The organism is Corallococcus sp. AB038B (assembly GCF_003668955.1).
Classification (GTDB): Bacteria; Myxococcota; Myxococcia; order Myxococcales; family Myxococcaceae; genus Corallococcus; species Corallococcus exiguus.
In genome coordinates this window covers 338,616-353,462 of the sequence record NZ_RAWO01000007.1, presented here as the reverse complement: position 1 = coordinate 353,462, position 14,847 = coordinate 338,616, and the positions used below count along the sequence as shown (strand labels likewise).

15 protein-coding genes are annotated in these 14,847 nt (G+C 68.7%); 10 read left to right on the top strand and 5 right to left on the bottom strand.

Features of this window, described 5'->3' with window-relative positions; translation table 11 throughout:
- Positions 1 to 6: 6 nt before the first annotated feature.
- The gene (locus tag D7Y04_RS26935; protein WP_121761115.1) at positions 7 to 504 is read left to right on the top strand and encodes a hypothetical protein; all 498 of its coding nucleotides are present in this window, start codon (positions 7 to 9) and stop codon (positions 502 to 504) included.
- A 139-nt stretch (positions 505 to 643) separates the two neighbouring features.
- The gene (locus tag D7Y04_RS26930; RefSeq protein WP_120594985.1) at positions 644 to 997 is read left to right on the top strand and encodes a hypothetical protein; all 354 of its coding nucleotides are present in this window, start codon (positions 644 to 646) and stop codon (positions 995 to 997) included.
- Positions 998 to 1,009: 12 nt separating this feature from the next.
- On the opposite strand, the gene D7Y04_RS26925 is transcribed toward D7Y04_RS26930, so the two are convergent.
- Entirely contained in the window at positions 1,010 to 1,849 is an 840-nt protein-coding gene (locus D7Y04_RS26925) for a Fic family protein (RefSeq protein ID WP_120594986.1), read from the bottom strand.
- Positions 1,850 to 2,027: 178 nt separating this feature from the next.
- On the opposite strand from D7Y04_RS26925, the gene kdpF reads away from it, so the two are divergent.
- From kdpF to D7Y04_RS26895, 6 genes are read left to right on the top strand one after another with little or no spacing between them, the layout of a single operon-like run.
- Positions 2,028 to 2,117 carry a K(+)-transporting ATPase subunit F gene (kdpF, locus tag D7Y04_RS26920; protein ID WP_120576322.1) on the top strand — a complete coding sequence of 30 codons (90 nt, stop codon included), beginning with the start codon at positions 2,028 to 2,030 and terminating at the stop codon, positions 2,115 to 2,117.
- 9 nt (positions 2,118 to 2,126) lie between these two features.
- Positions 2,127 to 3,845, top strand: coding sequence for a potassium-transporting ATPase subunit KdpA (gene kdpA / locus D7Y04_RS26915; protein WP_121761114.1), 1,719 nt, complete (start codon positions 2,127 to 2,129; stop codon positions 3,843 to 3,845).
- A 2-nt stretch (positions 3,846 to 3,847) separates the two neighbouring features.
- A complete protein-coding gene (gene kdpB, locus D7Y04_RS26910; protein WP_120594988.1) occupies positions 3,848 to 5,908 on the top strand; it encodes a potassium-transporting ATPase subunit KdpB in 2,061 nt (686 codons plus the stop codon).
- Positions 5,909 to 5,929: 21 nt separating this feature from the next.
- The gene (kdpC, locus tag D7Y04_RS26905; protein WP_120594989.1) at positions 5,930 to 6,529 is read left to right on the top strand and encodes a potassium-transporting ATPase subunit KdpC; all 600 of its coding nucleotides are present in this window, start codon (positions 5,930 to 5,932) and stop codon (positions 6,527 to 6,529) included.
- 13 nt (positions 6,530 to 6,542) lie between these two features.
- On the top strand, positions 6,543 to 7,706 hold the full coding sequence (locus D7Y04_RS26900) for a sensor protein KdpD (RefSeq protein WP_120594990.1): 1,164 nt from the start codon (positions 6,543 to 6,545) through the stop codon (positions 7,704 to 7,706).
- Positions 7,703 to 9,538 (top strand): ATP-binding protein, encoded by a 1,836-nt coding sequence (locus D7Y04_RS26895; protein WP_121761113.1) that lies wholly within the window; start codon positions 7,703 to 7,705, stop codon positions 9,536 to 9,538. The genes D7Y04_RS26900 and D7Y04_RS26895 overlap by 4 nt, the downstream gene beginning before the upstream one ends.
- Before the next feature lie 9 nt (positions 9,539 to 9,547).
- Here D7Y04_RS26895 and D7Y04_RS26890 read toward each other — a convergent pair whose 3' ends face one another.
- The gene (locus tag D7Y04_RS26890; RefSeq protein ID WP_121761112.1) at positions 9,548 to 10,009 is read right to left on the bottom strand and encodes a hemerythrin domain-containing protein; all 462 of its coding nucleotides are present in this window, start codon (positions 10,007 to 10,009) and stop codon (positions 9,548 to 9,550) included.
- A 118-nt stretch (positions 10,010 to 10,127) separates the two neighbouring features.
- Positions 10,128 to 11,465 (bottom strand): sigma-54 dependent transcriptional regulator, encoded by a 1,338-nt coding sequence (locus D7Y04_RS26885; protein ID WP_121761111.1) that lies wholly within the window; start codon positions 11,463 to 11,465, stop codon positions 10,128 to 10,130.
- A 228-nt stretch (positions 11,466 to 11,693) separates the two neighbouring features.
- Between D7Y04_RS26885 and D7Y04_RS26880 the strand changes: the two genes are divergently transcribed.
- Positions 11,694 to 12,068: a hypothetical protein gene (locus D7Y04_RS26880; protein WP_120595014.1), complete on the top strand. Its 375-nt coding sequence runs from the start codon at positions 11,694 to 11,696 to the stop codon at positions 12,066 to 12,068.
- 409 nt (positions 12,069 to 12,477) lie between these two features.
- Positions 12,478 to 14,070 (top strand): methyl-accepting chemotaxis protein, encoded by a 1,593-nt coding sequence (locus D7Y04_RS26875; RefSeq protein WP_121761110.1) that lies wholly within the window; start codon positions 12,478 to 12,480, stop codon positions 14,068 to 14,070.
- Positions 14,071 to 14,137: 67 nt separating this feature from the next.
- Here D7Y04_RS26875 and D7Y04_RS26870 read toward each other — a convergent pair whose 3' ends face one another.
- Entirely contained in the window at positions 14,138 to 14,443 is a 306-nt protein-coding gene (locus tag D7Y04_RS26870) for a helix-turn-helix domain-containing protein (protein WP_233601591.1), read from the bottom strand.
- The gene (locus D7Y04_RS26865; protein WP_199749736.1) at positions 14,440 to 14,823 is read right to left on the bottom strand and encodes a type II toxin-antitoxin system RelE/ParE family toxin; all 384 of its coding nucleotides are present in this window, start codon (positions 14,821 to 14,823) and stop codon (positions 14,440 to 14,442) included. The genes D7Y04_RS26870 and D7Y04_RS26865 overlap by 4 nt, the downstream gene beginning before the upstream one ends.
- Between the last annotated feature and the right edge of the window lie 24 nt (positions 14,824 to 14,847).

The following is a 14,847-nucleotide window of genomic DNA, read 5'->3' as shown; positions in this document are numbered from 1 at the left end:
AGCCGCATGACCTCGCGTCGATACATGCTCGTGGCCTGGATGGGCCTGCTGGCCCTTCATCCGGGTTGTGCGACGACCCTGGGCGACGTCCGCCTTCATGCGGATGGAACGCCCATGTCGGAGAAGTGCCCGGAGAAGTCGCTGGAAGTGATGCGGTACCTGCAGCTCTATGTGGGCGAAGCCGTGTGGGTCCAACTGGATGCGAACCAGAGCCGGGCGGAGCACATCACGCTTCACGACGGGCCCATCGAGAGCGTGTTGGACGAGGACATCGGAACGTTGGAGGCGCCCATGCGCCTCTACGGGCGCGTCTGGACGGGCGGAGAACAGCCGGTCATCCGGTACTACGAAGCCCAGTTCCTGAAGGGAAAGGACCGCGTGCCCATCTGCGCGGTAGCGAGGCTCGGCTTCGGACAATTGCGCAAGCGACCCGAGTCCAAACCAGGAACGGCGATCCTCAACTCCCCGCGCGCGGGCGTGTACATCGTGGACGAGTTCCGCTGAGTCCCAAGCCGCCAGGGATTCGAGGCAGCATCAGATTTCCGAGGCCGTCTCCGCTCGCCAAGCGCGCGGAATCCCTGCGATGCCCTCCTGGTCCATGGCTTGCTCAGGGCAGGAGGCTTCACGACTCCAAGGAGCCTCGATGCGCTGGATGCGGATGCTGGGCGGTTGTCTGACGGTGATGGCCCTCGCGGCCTGTGGGTCGGACGGCGAGGGAGGGCAGGGGAAGCTGAAGCTGCGCGAGGGGCAGTCGCTGGACTTGGCGCAGGAGTGCGGAGTGGACCTGCCCCAGTGTCCCCAGGGCCTGTCCTGCCTCGCGCTCAAGCTGGACGGCGTGTCCAAGGCGCGCTGCGTGGATGATTCAAAGGTCTGCACCGAGCTCGTGTCCTGCACGGGAGGCACCCAGTGCGCCATCCTGGACTCGTACCCTGGCCAAGTCGCCTGCTCCGGCAAGTGCACTTCGGACTGTGATTCGTCCGTGTCCAATTCGCCGTAACGGGATCGCGAGTCACGGAGACAAGAGTCGGGGCCTGATTTCGTATGTCCCGAACTCTGTCGCATCTGTCACAGGCTCACGGACCTCAGGCATCTCATGGGCGGCCTGCTCGTGCTCCACGAAGCTCTGGTCCAATCGGTCGAGCGTGAGTTCTACGATTGCGGTGATGTCGCCATCGTGGGACGCATCCAGTGCCGTGTAGTACCGCGTCCGGTCCTCGACGAGCAGCGCGATGGCTGGATAGTGCTCCAGCATCAGCAGCATGTTGGCGAGCAGCCTCCCTGTCCGACCGTTCCCGTCTACGAAGGGATGGATCGTCTCGAACCACGCATGCGCGATGGCGGAGACAATCACCGGGTGATCGTTCTTGGCCCCCGCCAGCCACTCACCGAACGCTCGCATCTCCTCGGGCACCCGGACTGCTTCTGGAGGCAGATGCTTTGTGCCGCCGATCCGTACGTTGATGCTCCGATAGGCGCCGGCGTTCTCGGGATCGATTGCGCGCAGGACAATGCCGTGTATCCCGCGCACGTCCCGCTCACCCAGCACAGTCTCCTTGCTGGCCAGCCCTTCAACGAAGTCGAGCGCGTGCGCGAGGTTGACCGCCTCGAAGTGATCCTTCAGCGACTTGCCCGCGATGGTGATGCCGTCCTCCACCACCGCGCGAGTCTCCGGAAGGGTCAGCCGGTTCCCCTCAATCGCGTTTGAATTGTACGTGTGGTGGATCCGGAACCAATGCCGCAGGCTCTGCACCGCGGCAGGCGGCATCCGGGTGGCACGCAACCGGCGCATGCGCTCGGTCGCCTGCTGAAGCCTGGGTTCGATGCTCTCGCTCCACCGATACCGATGCACGCCAACCACCTCCGCTCCCCACTGTAACGCCGCCGCCCCATTTCACCTCGCAGGGGTGCACGGAGCCGGTTCGTGCACATTGCAACCCGGCCAGGAGGACAGCTCCCGCAACCCCTCGGAACGCCTGGGCCTGACGGAGGCCCGCTCCGGTACGGCGGATGCTCATGCTCCTGGGGCCATGAGCTTCGAATACGCCGCAGGGACCGCGCTCGCGGTCCTCCTCTCCGTCTACCTCGTCTACGCCCTGCTCCGGCCCGAGCGCTTCTAGGAGCCCGCCATGACCCTCATTGGCTGGCTCCAGACCCTGCTGTTCTTCGCGCTCGTCCTCGCGCTGACGAAGCCCGTGGGCCTCTACCTCTTCCGCGTCTTCGAGGCCGACACCCAACCCCTGCCCCGAGTGCTAGGTCCCATCGAACGCGCCCTGCTGCGCCTGTGCGGCGTGAAGCGCGAACACGAGCAGACGTGGGTCCAGTACACCGTCGCCCTGCTCGCCTTCAGCGCCGTGGGCCTCGTCGTTCTCTATGCGCTCCAGCGGCTCCAGCACGTGCTCCCGCTCAACCCGCAGGGCCTGCCCGCCGTGGGCTCGGCGCTCGCCTTCAACACCGCCGCCAGCTTCGTGGCCAACACCAACTGGCAGTCGTACGCCGGTGAATCCACGATGAGCTACGCCACCCAGATGCTGGGGCTGACGTGGCAGAACTTCGTCTCCGCCGCCACGGGCCTGGGAGTCGCGCTCGCCCTCGCGCGAGGTCTCACCCGCCGCCCCGGCCCCGAAGGCCGCAAGACCCTGGGCAACTTCTGGGTCGACCTGGTTCGCGGCACGCTTTACGTGCTCCTGCCCCTGAGCTTCCTCGCGGCCCTGTTCTTCGTGTCGCAGGGCGTGCTCCAGAACCTCGCGCCGTACCCCGAGCACACCACCGTGGAAGGCGTGAAGCAGACGCTCGCCTTCGGGCCAGTGGCCTCGCAGGAGGCCATCAAGATGCTGGGCACCAACGGCGGCGGCTTCTTCAACGCCAACAGCGCCCACCCCTTCGAAAACCCCACGCCGCTCACCAACCTGGTCCAATTGCTGCTCATCTTCGTGCTGCCCGCGGGCCTCACGTACACCTACGGAAAGATGACCGGCGACACGAAGCAGGGCTGGGTCCTCTTCGCGGCCATGTCCGTCCTCTTCCTCGTGGGCGCCACCGCCAGCTACGCCGCCGAATCCCAGCCCAACCCCGCGCTCGCCTCCGCCAACGTCCTCCAGGCCGGGAACCTGGAGGGCAAGGAGACGCGCTTCGGCGTCGCGGCCTCCACGCTGTTCGCCACCGTCACCACCGACGCGTCCTGCGGCGCGGTCAATTCCATGCATGACAGCTTCACGCCGCTGGGCGGGCTGGTGCCCATGGTCAACATGCAGCTGGGCGAGGTCATCTTCGGAGGCGTCGGCGCGGGCCTCTACGGCATCCTCGTGATGGCGGTGCTCGCGGTCTTCATCGCGGGCCTGATGGTGGGCCGTACGCCGGAGTTCCTCGGCAAGAAGATCGAAGCGCGCGAGATGACGCTCGCGATGCTGTACGTGCTCGTCTTCCCGCTGGTCATCCTGGGCCTGTCCGCCGTGGGCGCGGTGCTCCCGCAGGGCACGTCGTCCCTCAACAATGCGGGGCCGCACGGGCTCTCCGAAATCCTCTACGCGTTCACCAGCGGCGTGGCCAACAACGGCAGCGCCTTCGCGGGCCTCAACGCCAACACGCCGTTCTGGAACATCAGCCTGGGCATGTCGATGCTCGCGGGTCGCTTCCTGATGATGGTGCCGGTGCTGGCGTTGGCGGGCTCGCTCGTGGGCAAGAAGGCCGTGGCCCCCGGGCCCGGCACCTTCCCCACGGATGGAGTCCTCTTCACCGGCCTGCTCGTGAGCGTCGTCGTCGTCGTGGGCGCGCTGACGTTCTTCCCCGCGCTGTCCCTGGGCCCCATCGTCGAGCACTTCCTCGGCGCGGCCGGAAAGGTGTTCTGACCATGGCCCCCGCAAGCAAACAGGCATCGCTGTTGGACCCCGCGCTGCTCAAGCCCGCCGTGTGGGAGAGCCTCAAGAAGCTCCACCCGCGCGACGTGGCCCGCAACCCGGTGATGTTCGTGGTGTGGGCCGGAAGCCTGCTCACCACGGTGTTCGTCCTCAAGGACCTGACGGTCTCTGGGGAACCCACCGCGCCCATGTGGTTCACCGTGTCCGTGATGCTGTGGCTGTGGTTCACGGTCCTCTTCGCCAACTTCGCCGAAGCCGTGGCGGAGGGCCGAGGCAAGGCCCAGGCGAGCGCCCTGCGCCGCATGCGTCAGGACACCCAGGCTCGCCGCCTCACCCACGACGGCCGGGAGGAGCGCGTCGGAGCCCCCGCCCTGCGCAAGGGCGACCGCGTGGTGTGCGAAGCCGGAGACGTCATCCCCGGCGACGGCGAGGTGCTGGAGGGCATCGCCAGCGTGGACGAGTCCGCCGTCACCGGCGAGTCCGCCCCCGTCATCCGCGAGTCCGGAGGCGACCGTTCCGCCGTCACCGGAGGCACGAAGGTGCTGTCCGACCGCATCGTCATCCGCATCAGCGTGGATCCGGGAGAGTCGTTCCTCGACCGGATGATCGGCCTGGTGGAGGGCGCGGCCCGCAAGAAGACGCCCAATGAAATCGCGCTGCACATCCTGCTGGTGGGCCTCACGCTGGTGTTCCTGATGGCGTGCGTGACGCTGGTGCCGCTGGCGCTCTACTCGGGAGTGCCGCTGTCCGGAACGGCGGTGGTGGCGCTGCTGGTGTGCCTCATCCCCACGACCATCGGCGGCCTCCTGAGCGCCATCGGCATCGCCGGCATGGACCGGCTCCTGCGCAAGAACGTGCTCGCGCTCAGCGGGCGAGCGGTGGAGGCGGCGGGGGACGTGGACACGTTGCTGCTCGACAAGACGGGCACCATCACCCTGGGCAACCGCATGGCCACGGAGCTGCTGCCCATGCCGGGCGTGCGCGCGGAGGAACTGGCGGAGGCCGCGCAGCTCGCGAGCCTCGCGGACGAGACCCCGGAAGGACGCTCCGTCGTCACACTGGTCAAGGACACATACAAGATGCGCCCGCGCGAGCTGCGAGCGCACCAGGCCACCTTCGTCCCCTTCACCGCGCAGACGCGCATGAGCGGCTGTGACCTGGTGGATCCGCACCCGCGCAGCATCCGCAAGGGCGCGGTGGACGCCATCGTCCGCTACACGCAGGCGCAGGGCGGCACCGTGCCAGAGGAGCTGACCCAGGTCTCGGGTCGCATCGGTGACGCAGGAGGCACACCGCTCGCGGTGGCGGACGGAGCGCGGGTGCTGGGCATCATCCACCTGAAGGACGTGGTGAAGGGCGGCATCAAGGAGCGCTTCGACCGCTTCCGCGCCATGGGCATCCGCACGGTGATGATCACCGGCGACAACCCGCGCACCGCGGCGGCCATCGCGCGAGAGGCCGGCGTGGACGACTTCCTGGCGGAGGCGACCCCGGAGGCGAAGCTCGCGCTCATCCGCGCGGAGCAGGGCAAGGGCAAGCTCGTGGCGATGACGGGCGACGGCACCAACGACGCGCCCGCGCTGGCCCAGGCGGACGTGGGCGTGGCGATGAACACCGGCACCCAGGCCGCCAAGGAGGCCGGCAACATGGTGGACCTGGACTCCAACCCCACCAAGCTCCTGGAGGTGGTGGAGGTGGGCAAGCAGTTACTGATGACGCGAGGCACGCTGACCACGTTCTCCATCGCCAACGACGTCGCGAAGTACTTCGCCATCCTCCCGGCGCTGTTCATGGGCGTCTTCCCGCAGATTGCCCCGCTCAACGTGATGGGGCTGACGTCGCCGTTCAGCGCCATCCTGTCCGCCGTCATCTTCAACGCACTCATCATCGTGGCGCTCATCCCGCTGGCGCTGAAGGGCGTGCGCTACCGCCCGCTGGGCGCGGCGGCCCTCCTGCGCCGCAGCCTGCTCCTCTACGGCGTGGGCGGAGTCATCGTCCCGTTCGTGGGCATCAAGGTCATCGACGTGCTGCTCACCACCGTGGGCCTGGCCTGAGCACACAAGAAAGGAACATCCATGGTCTCCGCGCTCCTCACCGCCCTGCGCGTCAGCGCCGTCACGCTGGCCCTCACGGGCGTGCTGTACCCCCTGACCGTCACAGGCGTGGCGCAGGTGTTGTTTCCGAATGAAGCCAACGGGTCGTTGGTGAAGGACGACCGCGGCCGAGTGGTGGGCAGCGCTCTCATCGCCCAGGGCTTCACTCAAGCCGACTACTTCCAGCCGCGTCCCTCCGCCGCCGGCACGGGCTGGGACGCGACGGCCTCCAGCGGCAGCAACCTGGGCCCCACGTCCCAGAAGCTCCGCGACCGAGCAGTGGCGGAGGCGGACCGGCTGCGCCGAGAGAACCCCGAGGCGGAAGGCCCCGTGCCCGGCGAGCTGGTGACAGCGTCCGCGTCCGGGTTGGATCCGCAGGTGTCGCCGGAGGCGGCGCTGTGGCAGGTTCCCCGCGTGGCGCGAGCGCGAGGCGTGGACCCGGCGCGCGTGCGTGCGTTGGTGATGTCCCGGGTGGAAGGACGGACGTTCGGCGTGCTGGGAGAACCCCGGGTGAACGTGCTCACGTTGAACCTCGCGATGGACCGTCAGTTCGGCGGGCCCGCGCCCACGGCCTCCCGTTGAGGAGAAGGCAGTCATGACGACGCGGCGTCCTCGCGCGGAGGACTTCCTGGAGCTGGTGGAGCGCGGTCGGCGCGGCCGGCTGAAGCTCTACATCGGCTTCGCGGCGGGCGTGGGCAAGACGTTCCGCATGCTGGAGGAAGCACACGCGCTGAAGGCGCGTGGCGTGGACGTGGTGCTGGGCTTCGTCGAGACCCACGGTCGTCCTGAGACGGAGGCACTGGTCGAGGGCCTGGAGGTCGTGCCGCGCCAGCGCATCACGTACCGGGACGTCACCGTGGAGGAGCTGGACCTGGAAGCCATCCTCGCGCGCAAGCCGCAGGTGGCCATCGTGGACGAGCTGGCCCACACCAACGCCCCCGTGTGCCGTCACCGCAAGCGCTACCAGGACGTGCAGGAGTTGCTGGCCGCGGGCATCAACGTCATTGGTGCCTTCAACGTGCAGCACCTGGAGAGCCTCAACGACCTGGTGGAGCGCAACACCGGAGTCACTGTGCGGGAGACGCTGCCGGACAGCTTCCTCAAGACGGCGGACCAGGTGGTGAACCTGGACCTCGCGGTGGAGGACCTGCACGAACGGCTCAAGGCGGGGAAGATCTACGCGCCGGACAAGGTGCCGCACGCGCTGGAGCGCTTCTTCACCGGAGACAACCTCTCCACCCTTCGAGAGCTGGCCCTGCGCGAAGTGGCGGAGAGCCTGGACCGAGCCACCACCGGCAGGCAGGCCCGGGCAGGCGAGGATCCGTCCCAGAAGGGCGGCGCGTGGGGCCGGGTGCTGGTGGCCCTCTCCAGCCATCCGCCGCGCGCGGCGACACTGCTGCGCCGGGGTTCACGCATGGCGGGCCGGCTCAACACGGACTGGTTCGTGGTGTACGTGGAGACGCCGCGCGAGGCCCCAAACCTCATCGACGCGGAGGCGCAGCGGCACCTGCTGACGAACATCGAGAAGGCGAAGGAGCTGGGCGCGGAGGTGGTGCGCCTGCGCTCCAGCGACCCGGTGGCGGCGCTGCTGGACTTCGCCCGTTCGCACGGCGTGGGGCACATCATCATCGGCCGTTCGAACCAGGCGAAGTGGCGCCAGCGGTTGGGGATGACCGCGGACGCGCGCCTCTTGCGCGAAGGGGAGGGCTTCGACATCCACGTCGTGTCCTTCGAATCGCACGAGGAGAAGCGCCCATGACGCTGCGCTCGCGTCTGCTGCTGGCCCAGGTGCCATTGGTGCTGGCGTTGCTCTTCCTGGGAGCCACGGCCGTCATCACCCTGGCGCGCGTGGGCCGCTCCGGCCAGCAGGTGCTGGAGGACAACTACCGCAGCGTGCTCGCCACCCAGCGCATCACGGAGCAGTTGGAGCGCATGGACAGCGCGGCGCTGTTCATTATCGCGGGCGAGCGCGAGCGGGGCGTGACCCAGCAGGCCTCGCAGCGCCCACCGCTGGAGCTGGAGCTGGGCATCCAGCAGGGCAACATCACCGAACCCGGCGAGGCGGAGGCCACGCAGCGGCTGCGCACCGCGTGGACGAAGTACCGCGAGGAGTTCGACGTCTTCCTCCAGGCACGTGGCACGGAGGCCGCGCGCACGAGCTACTTCGAATCGCTCTCACCGGCCTTCCAGGAGGCGAAGGCCGCGGCGGCGTCCGTCCTCGCGCTGAATCAGGACGCGATGGTGCGCAAGAACGACCGCCTGCGCCAGCAGAGCGAGCGGGTGAACACGCTGATGGTGTTCGCGGTGGTGGCGGCGCTGGGCTTCGGCCTGTTCTTCACCACGTCGCTGGTGCAGCGAGCGCTCCGTCCGGTGTCCGTGCTGTCGCAAGCGGTGCGCCGCCTGGGGCAGGGCGACGTGGAGGCGCGAGCGGTGGTGGAGGGACGGGACGAAATCGCCGGGCTCGCGCGGGACTTCAACACCATGGCGGAGCGGCTGGCGCAGTACCGCAAGAGCAGCCTGGGCGAACTGCTCCAGGCGCAGGCGGTGTCGCAAGCGGCCATCGACAGCCTGCCCGACCCCGTGCTGGTGCTGGGCGCGGAAGGCGGGCTGCTCAACGTGAACGCCGCAGCGGAGGACGTGCTCCGCCTGCGACTGGACGAGGGCGGAGACGCGCTGGGCCGCGTGGAGCCAGAGGTGCGCGCCGTGCTGGAGCGAGTGCGAGCGCATGTCGTGGGAGGAAGGGGCGCGTACCAGCCCAGGGGCTACGAAGAGGCGGTGCGAGTGGAGTCGTCGCCAGAGGGCGTCCGGTGGCTCCTGCCGCGAGGCAGCCCGGTGCACGGAGAGACCGGGGAAGTGGTGGGAGCCACGCTCATCCTCCAGGACGTGACGCGGCTGCGGCGCTTCGACGAACTGAAGAACGACCTGGTGGCCACGGTGGCGCACGAGTTCCGCACGCCGCTCACGTCGCTGCGCATGGCCATCCACCTGGTGGCCGAAGGTGTCGTGGGGCAGGTGACGGAGAAGCAGGCGGACCTGCTCTTCGCGGCGCGCGAGGACTGCGAGCGATTGCAGGGCATCGTGGACGACCTGCTGGACCTGTCGCGCATCCAGTCCGGTCAGCTCCAACTGGACGTGCGGGAGGTGCCCACGGAGGAGTTGGTGGAGCAGGCGCTGGCCGCGCAGCGAGCGCTGGCGGAGGACCGGGGCGTGCGCCTGTCGCAATCCCTGTCACCGGACGTGGAGACGGTGCGAGTGGATCCGGACCGGCTGCACCTGGTGCTGGGAAACCTGGTGGGCAACGGCGTGAAGCACACGCCGCACGACGGCGAGGTGTCCGTGCACGTGTCGCGTGAAGGCCCCCACGTGCGCTTCGAAGTGAAGGACACCGGCGAAGGCATCCCCGCCCAGGAGCAGGCGCGCATCTTCGAGAAGTTCTATCGCGCCCCGGGCGCACCGGCGGGAGGCGCGGGGCTGGGGCTGTCCATCGCCCGCGACATCGTCCAGGCCCACGGCGGCGAGCTGGGCGTGGTGAGCACGCCGGGGCAGGGCAGCACCTTCTGGTTCACGCTGCCGCAGCCCGAGCAGGCCTGAAGCCCGCGGTCACATCGGCGTGGACATCTCCAGCTGGCGCATCGCTTCCTTCCGCGCGTCGGACGCGGAGCGGACGATTTCAGCGCTCGACTGGCCGAACGCGTCCGCGTCCATCTTGCGCAGTCGGGGCACCACCTCGCGCTCCTCCTCCGCCATGTGTTGCGCGGCCACCGCCTCCAGTTGCCGCACCGTGGCTTCGCGGCGGCGCGGGTCGTGGCGGACGCGCAACAGTTCGGAGATCAGCTGGGTCATCTCCCCGTGCTCCTCCACCGCGAAGTCGATGCGCGGCCCTTCGACGACGGTCCGCGCGACGGGATACACCCAGCGCTCCTCGAGGGTGCTGTGCAGGGTGAGCGTTTCGGCCAGGCGCAGGCTCAGCTCCGGCTTCTCTTCGTCCGGCGCATGGTGCCAGGCCTCGAAGAGGGCCTCTGCGTCGCGGTGCTGCTGGATGAGCACGTCGATGAGGTTCATGACGGGCCAGGGTTCGCATGCGCGCTCAAGGGCGCAATCCACTCAGAAGGACGAGCGCCCCTGCACGCCCCGGCCGCCAGTGCCGGGCCTGCATGCACTGGCGCACAGGCCGCCTGCGTCACGTCTCCGATTCGTACTTCTTGCGCTTGCGCCACAGCGTCGAAGAGTCAATGCCGAGCAGCCGGGCTGCTTCATCCAGCGTCGGCACGGAGGCCATCACCCGCAGGATGTGTTCGCGCTCCACCGCTTCCAACGTGTGCGGCCCGCCCAGCGTCACCCCAGGCCCCACCGTGTTCGCGATGCGCTCCGGGAACGCCTGCGGCTCCACTACGCCTGACGCACCCACGATGAGCGCCCGCTCCAGCGCGTTGCGCAGCTCACGCACGTTGCCCGGCCAGGGGTAGGCCCGCAGCATCGTCTCCGTCGCGGGCGACAGCTCCGGGGCAGGACGCTGCGCGGCCTTCGCGAAGAAGGCGATGAAGCGGCGGGCCAGCGGGAGCAGGTCCTCCGGCCGTTCACGCAGCGAAGGGAGCTTCACCTCCAGGACGTTCAACCGGTACATCAGGTCCTCGCGGAAGCGTCCCTCCGCCACGTCCTTCTCCAGGTCGCGGTGCGTGGCCGCCACCACGCGCACGTCCGCCTTGCGCGTACGTCCCTCGCCCAGCCGCTCGAACTGCTTCTCCTGAAGGAAGCGCAACAGCTGCGCCTGGAGCGCGGGGCTCATCTCCGCAACTTCATCCAGGAAGAGCGTGCCCCCTTCCGCCTGCTCCACGCGCCCCGGCTGGTCCTTCACCGCGCCCGTGAAGGCGCCGCGCGCGTGGCCGAACAGCTCGCTCGCCAGCAGTTGTTCGGACAGGGTGGGGCAGTTGATGGTGACGAAGGGCCGCTTGCGCCGGGCACTCATCGAATGCAGCGCTCGCGCGAGCACCCCCTTGCCCGTGCCGCTCTCCCCGCGCAGCAGCACCGAGGCATCGGACGTGGCCGCGCGCTGGATGAAGCCGATGGCCGCGTGCATGGCCGGCGACGCCGTCTCCAGCGTGGCCTCCGGCACCGCCTGCGCCAGCTGCCCCTCCAGGTCCCCCAGGTGCGAAGTCAGCTCACGCTGCGCCTTCGCGCGCTCCAGGACGTGGCGGATCTGCGCGGGGGTGAACGGCTTGGGCAGGTAGTCGCGCGCGCCGCGCTTTACCGCCTCCACGGCCGTGTCGAACGTCGCGTAGGCGGTGATGAGGATGACGTCCAGCGCGGGGGATTCGGCGAGCAGGCGGGGCAGCAGCTCCAGTCCGGACGCGTTGCCCAGCCGCAGGTCCACGAACGCCAGGTCCGCCGGGCCTTGAGCGAGCGCCGCGAGCGCGGCCTCTGGCGTGGCGGCCTCGCGCACCTCGCAGCCCAGGCCTTCCAGGCACACCCGCAGGGTGTGGCGGATGTTTCGCTCGTCGTCCACCACGAGCACCCGCATGGGGCGCTCCGTCGCCTCGGTACTGGCACGCACTTCCATGGGCACAGTCTAAGAGCACGCCGTGTGCCGGGCCCGTCTGTCGGATGCCGGGCGGCGCAAGCCCCGGGGGTGCACTGCATCCGGCACGATGTGCCCCGGATGGCGGTTGCAAGGTGCAACGCGGAACGGGCTGGTGTCTGCTGCGCCATGGCCGTGCGGCTGGCACGCGCCATGGATGGAAGGGAGCCCATGAGCAACGAAGGGACGCCTCCGGACGAGGGGGGCGAGGAGAAGAACATCTTCGCGAAGGAGCTGGTCCCACCGCCCAGCATCTGGCTGCGCAAGGGCACCTGGCTGGCCCTCGTCTTCATATCGATGGTGGGCGTCTTCATCTGGCTCCAGGGTGGGGAGGACCGCGCGCTGGACGCCATGTCCCCCTCGCAGCGCGAGGCCCTCTTCTCGGACACCCGCGACGAGTTCCGCCTGCTCTGCCTGGTGGATGGCGGCGCCTCGCGCTGGCCCAAGAAGTGCGCGAATCACGCGGCGTTCCTCGTCCGCTTCTCCGAGTGTGACGACACCTGCCGCCGCGAGGTGGAGCCCTTCCTCCCTCGGCCCACCCGCTGAGCACCGCCGAGCGACCGGGCCAGGGCCTGTGTGGACGCACCCAGGCCACCGTCACCGGCAGTGAAGCCCATGCCGGACGGCTGGAATGATCGCGCCAGGGTGCCTTCTGGGCCCCCTTTGTAGACGTGAGGCGTCCTCCACCGAGTGTCCCACCTGATAGGATGAAGTGTCCCGCATGACCCTGCGGGGCAATGCAGACCCGTTTGCAGGATATTTCAAGGGACGCGGGCTTGAGTCGGGGGGAGAGGTGTTGTCTATCCTACGAGTCCTGACGGAGCCCCGGTCCTCGGGGGGAGCCCGCTGGGGCCGCGGAAGGATGAGCGACAATGAGCTGGCGCAGCAGGCCCGGCGCGGGAGTACGGCCGCGCTTCATCGGGATGGGTGACATGGGCCCGCGAGGGGGTGCGTGATGGCGATGAGGCTCAAGCAGAAGATGATGGTGCTGCCGACGGTGGCGGCGGCGTTCCTGATGGCCATCGTGGCGGTGACGGTGGTGCTGGGCGCGCGCACGCGGAGCGCCTCGGAGCGCCTCGGTTCCAGCCTGGCGCCGTCGGTGAGCCAGGCGCAGACGTCCCGCGCCGTTTTCGCCGCGTTGCACCAGGACGTGGGCGACGCGGTGGCGCTGCACGCGGTGAAGCAGGAGACGCTGGACGCGCAGGTGACGGAGCTCCAGAAGGGGCTCACGGCGCTGCGAGCGTTTCCGGACGTGGATGGCCCGAAGGTGGAGGCGCTGCAGGGGGCCTTCACGCGCTACTGGCAGGAGGCGTCGCAGGTGGTGGCGCTGGCGGCGCGCAATGACACGGCCGCGGAAGCCGCGCTCGCGAAGCTGGAGCCCGCGTACCGGACGATGCACGCCGGCCTGGAGTCCGTGACGGCGCAGCAGGAGGCGTCGCAGCGAGAGACCTTCATGGAGGTGTCGTCGCTGCACGGCATGACGCTGACGTGGGTGCTGGTGCTGGCGGTGACGTGCATCTTGGTGCTCGCGGTGGCCACGGTGTGGCTGCTGCGCGAGGTGACGACGCCCCTGGCTCGGCTGACGGCGACGGCGACGCGCATCGTGCGGGAAGGCGACCTGTCGCTGGCCATCGACACGAGCGCGCAGGATGAAGTGGGTGAGCTGGCGCGCAGCATCCAGACGCTGATGACGCGGCTGGGTTCGGTGCCCAACACGCTGCGCGCGGTGGTGACGGATCTGACGGCGGCGGCGTCGCGGCTGAACGCGGCGAGCCACGAGCAGCTCAACTTCCTGACCAGCCAGTCGCGCAGCCTCACGGAGGCCAGCTCCACCATCGCGGAGATCGCCCAGACGTCCGGCATGGCGGCCAGCCGCGCGGAGATGGTGTTGAAGGTGGCGGCGCAGGCGGACGCGTACAGCGCCTCCGGACAGGTGTCCATCGAGCGCAGCGCGGAGGGGTTGCAGCAGATCCGCGCGCGGGTGGGAGCGCTGGTGGGGAGCATCGGCGTGCTGTCCGAGCAGGCGGTGCACGCGGGTGAAATCATCGGCAGCGTGAAGGACCTGGCGGACCAGTCGAACGTGCTCGCGTTGAACGCGGCCATCGAGGCGGCGCGGGCCGGCGAGGAAGGCCGTGGCTTCGCGGTGGTGGCCAAGGAGATGCGGGCGCTGAGCAGCCAGTCGCTGCAGAGCACGCAGCGCATCGGGAAGATCCTCCTGGAGATCAACCAGGCCATCCGCGAGACGGTGGGCATCGCGGAGGAGGACAGCCAGAAGATGGAGGAGGGCATCGAGCAGGTGCTCTCGTCCGCCACGACGCTGAAGGACATCACCCAGGTGGTGCAGGAGAGCAGCCAGGCGGCGCGGCAGATCGTCGCCTCGGTGACGCAGCAGAACGCGGGCATCACGCAGATGACGGAAGTGGTGACGCAGCTGTCGGAGATGATGAGCGACGTGGTGATGGCCACGAGCAACGCCGAGCAGGCGGTGGGGCAGATCAACACCTCCCTGAGCAAGCTCCAGGAGCTGTCCACCACCTTCCGCGTCTAGCCGTCCAGGACAGCGTCAAGCAGGGCCCACGGGCCGCTCCGGAAACACCGGGGCGGCCTGTTGTGCGTCAGACGCCCTTGAGGATGATCCGCTTGTCGCCGAAGACAGCGGAGACTTCGATTTCTCCGCCCATGGCCTCCACGGCGCGCCGGAGCGTGGAGAGCCGGTGGTCATCCCGGGCTTCGGTCTGGGAGAGCTGACCCTGGGAGATGCCCATCCGTTCGGCGAGCTGCGTCTGCGTCATCCCCGCGAACTCGCGCACCTCCCGCAGACTCATCTCCAGGAGTTCCTTCTGGACGCGCTCATCCTGTTCCTTGAGTTGCGCTGGCGTGAACTTCTCCCGGCGCATCCCCTTCCAGCTGTGGAGCTTCATGACTCCGTCTCCTCACGCTCGTTCTTCGAATCGTCATGAAGTCCGGCGGCCCTTTCCCAGAGGTAGCGCAGCCAGATCTTCTCCGCCTGGGGGATCATTCTCTCGTAGAAGCGCTTGTCTCCGGTCTTGTCGCCCCCCAGGAGCAGGACCCCGTTGCGCTCAGGATCGAACGCGTAGAAGACCCGGAGGGGATGCCCTCCGGACTGGATGCGGAGCTCCCGGAGCGGTTGGGAAGAGCCCTTGACCTGGCTGCAGTATGGGAACCCAAGTGTGACCCCCTTCGCGGCCAGAAGCTCCACCCCGTGGTCCACGGACCGTGCCGTCTCTTCGTCGAGAGCAAGGAACCAGTCCCGAAACTCATCGGTTCCGAAGACTTCAATCCCATGAGACGGAATATCATTCCT

Coding starts and splice junctions, on each gene's coding strand:
- D7Y04_RS26935 (WP_121761115.1), top strand. CDS start 7: ATGACCTCGCGTCGATACATGCTCGTGGCCTGGATGGGCCTGCTGGCC.
- D7Y04_RS26930 (WP_120594985.1), top strand. CDS start 644: ATGCGCTGGATGCGGATGCTGGGCGGTTGTCTGACGGTGATGGCCCTC.
- kdpF (WP_120576322.1), top strand. CDS start 2,028: ATGAGCTTCGAATACGCCGCAGGGACCGCGCTCGCGGTCCTCCTCTCC.
- kdpA (WP_121761114.1), top strand. CDS start 2,127: ATGACCCTCATTGGCTGGCTCCAGACCCTGCTGTTCTTCGCGCTCGTC.
- kdpB (WP_120594988.1), top strand. CDS start 3,848: ATGGCCCCCGCAAGCAAACAGGCATCGCTGTTGGACCCCGCGCTGCTC.
- kdpC (WP_120594989.1), top strand. CDS start 5,930: ATGGTCTCCGCGCTCCTCACCGCCCTGCGCGTCAGCGCCGTCACGCTG.
- D7Y04_RS26900 (WP_120594990.1), top strand. CDS start 6,543: ATGACGACGCGGCGTCCTCGCGCGGAGGACTTCCTGGAGCTGGTGGAG.
- D7Y04_RS26895 (WP_121761113.1), top strand. CDS start 7,703: ATGACGCTGCGCTCGCGTCTGCTGCTGGCCCAGGTGCCATTGGTGCTG.
- D7Y04_RS26890 (WP_121761112.1), bottom strand. CDS start 10,009: ATGAACCTCATCGACGTGCTCATCCAGCAGCACCGCGACGCAGAGGCC.
- D7Y04_RS26885 (WP_121761111.1), bottom strand. CDS start 11,465: ATGCGGGTGCTCGTGGTGGACGACGAGCGAAACATCCGCCACACCCTG.
- D7Y04_RS26880 (WP_120595014.1), top strand. CDS start 11,694: ATGAGCAACGAAGGGACGCCTCCGGACGAGGGGGGCGAGGAGAAGAAC.
- D7Y04_RS26875 (WP_121761110.1), top strand. CDS start 12,478: ATGGCGATGAGGCTCAAGCAGAAGATGATGGTGCTGCCGACGGTGGCG.
- D7Y04_RS26870 (WP_233601591.1), bottom strand. CDS start 14,443: ATGAAGCTCCACAGCTGGAAGGGGATGCGCCGGGAGAAGTTCACGCCA.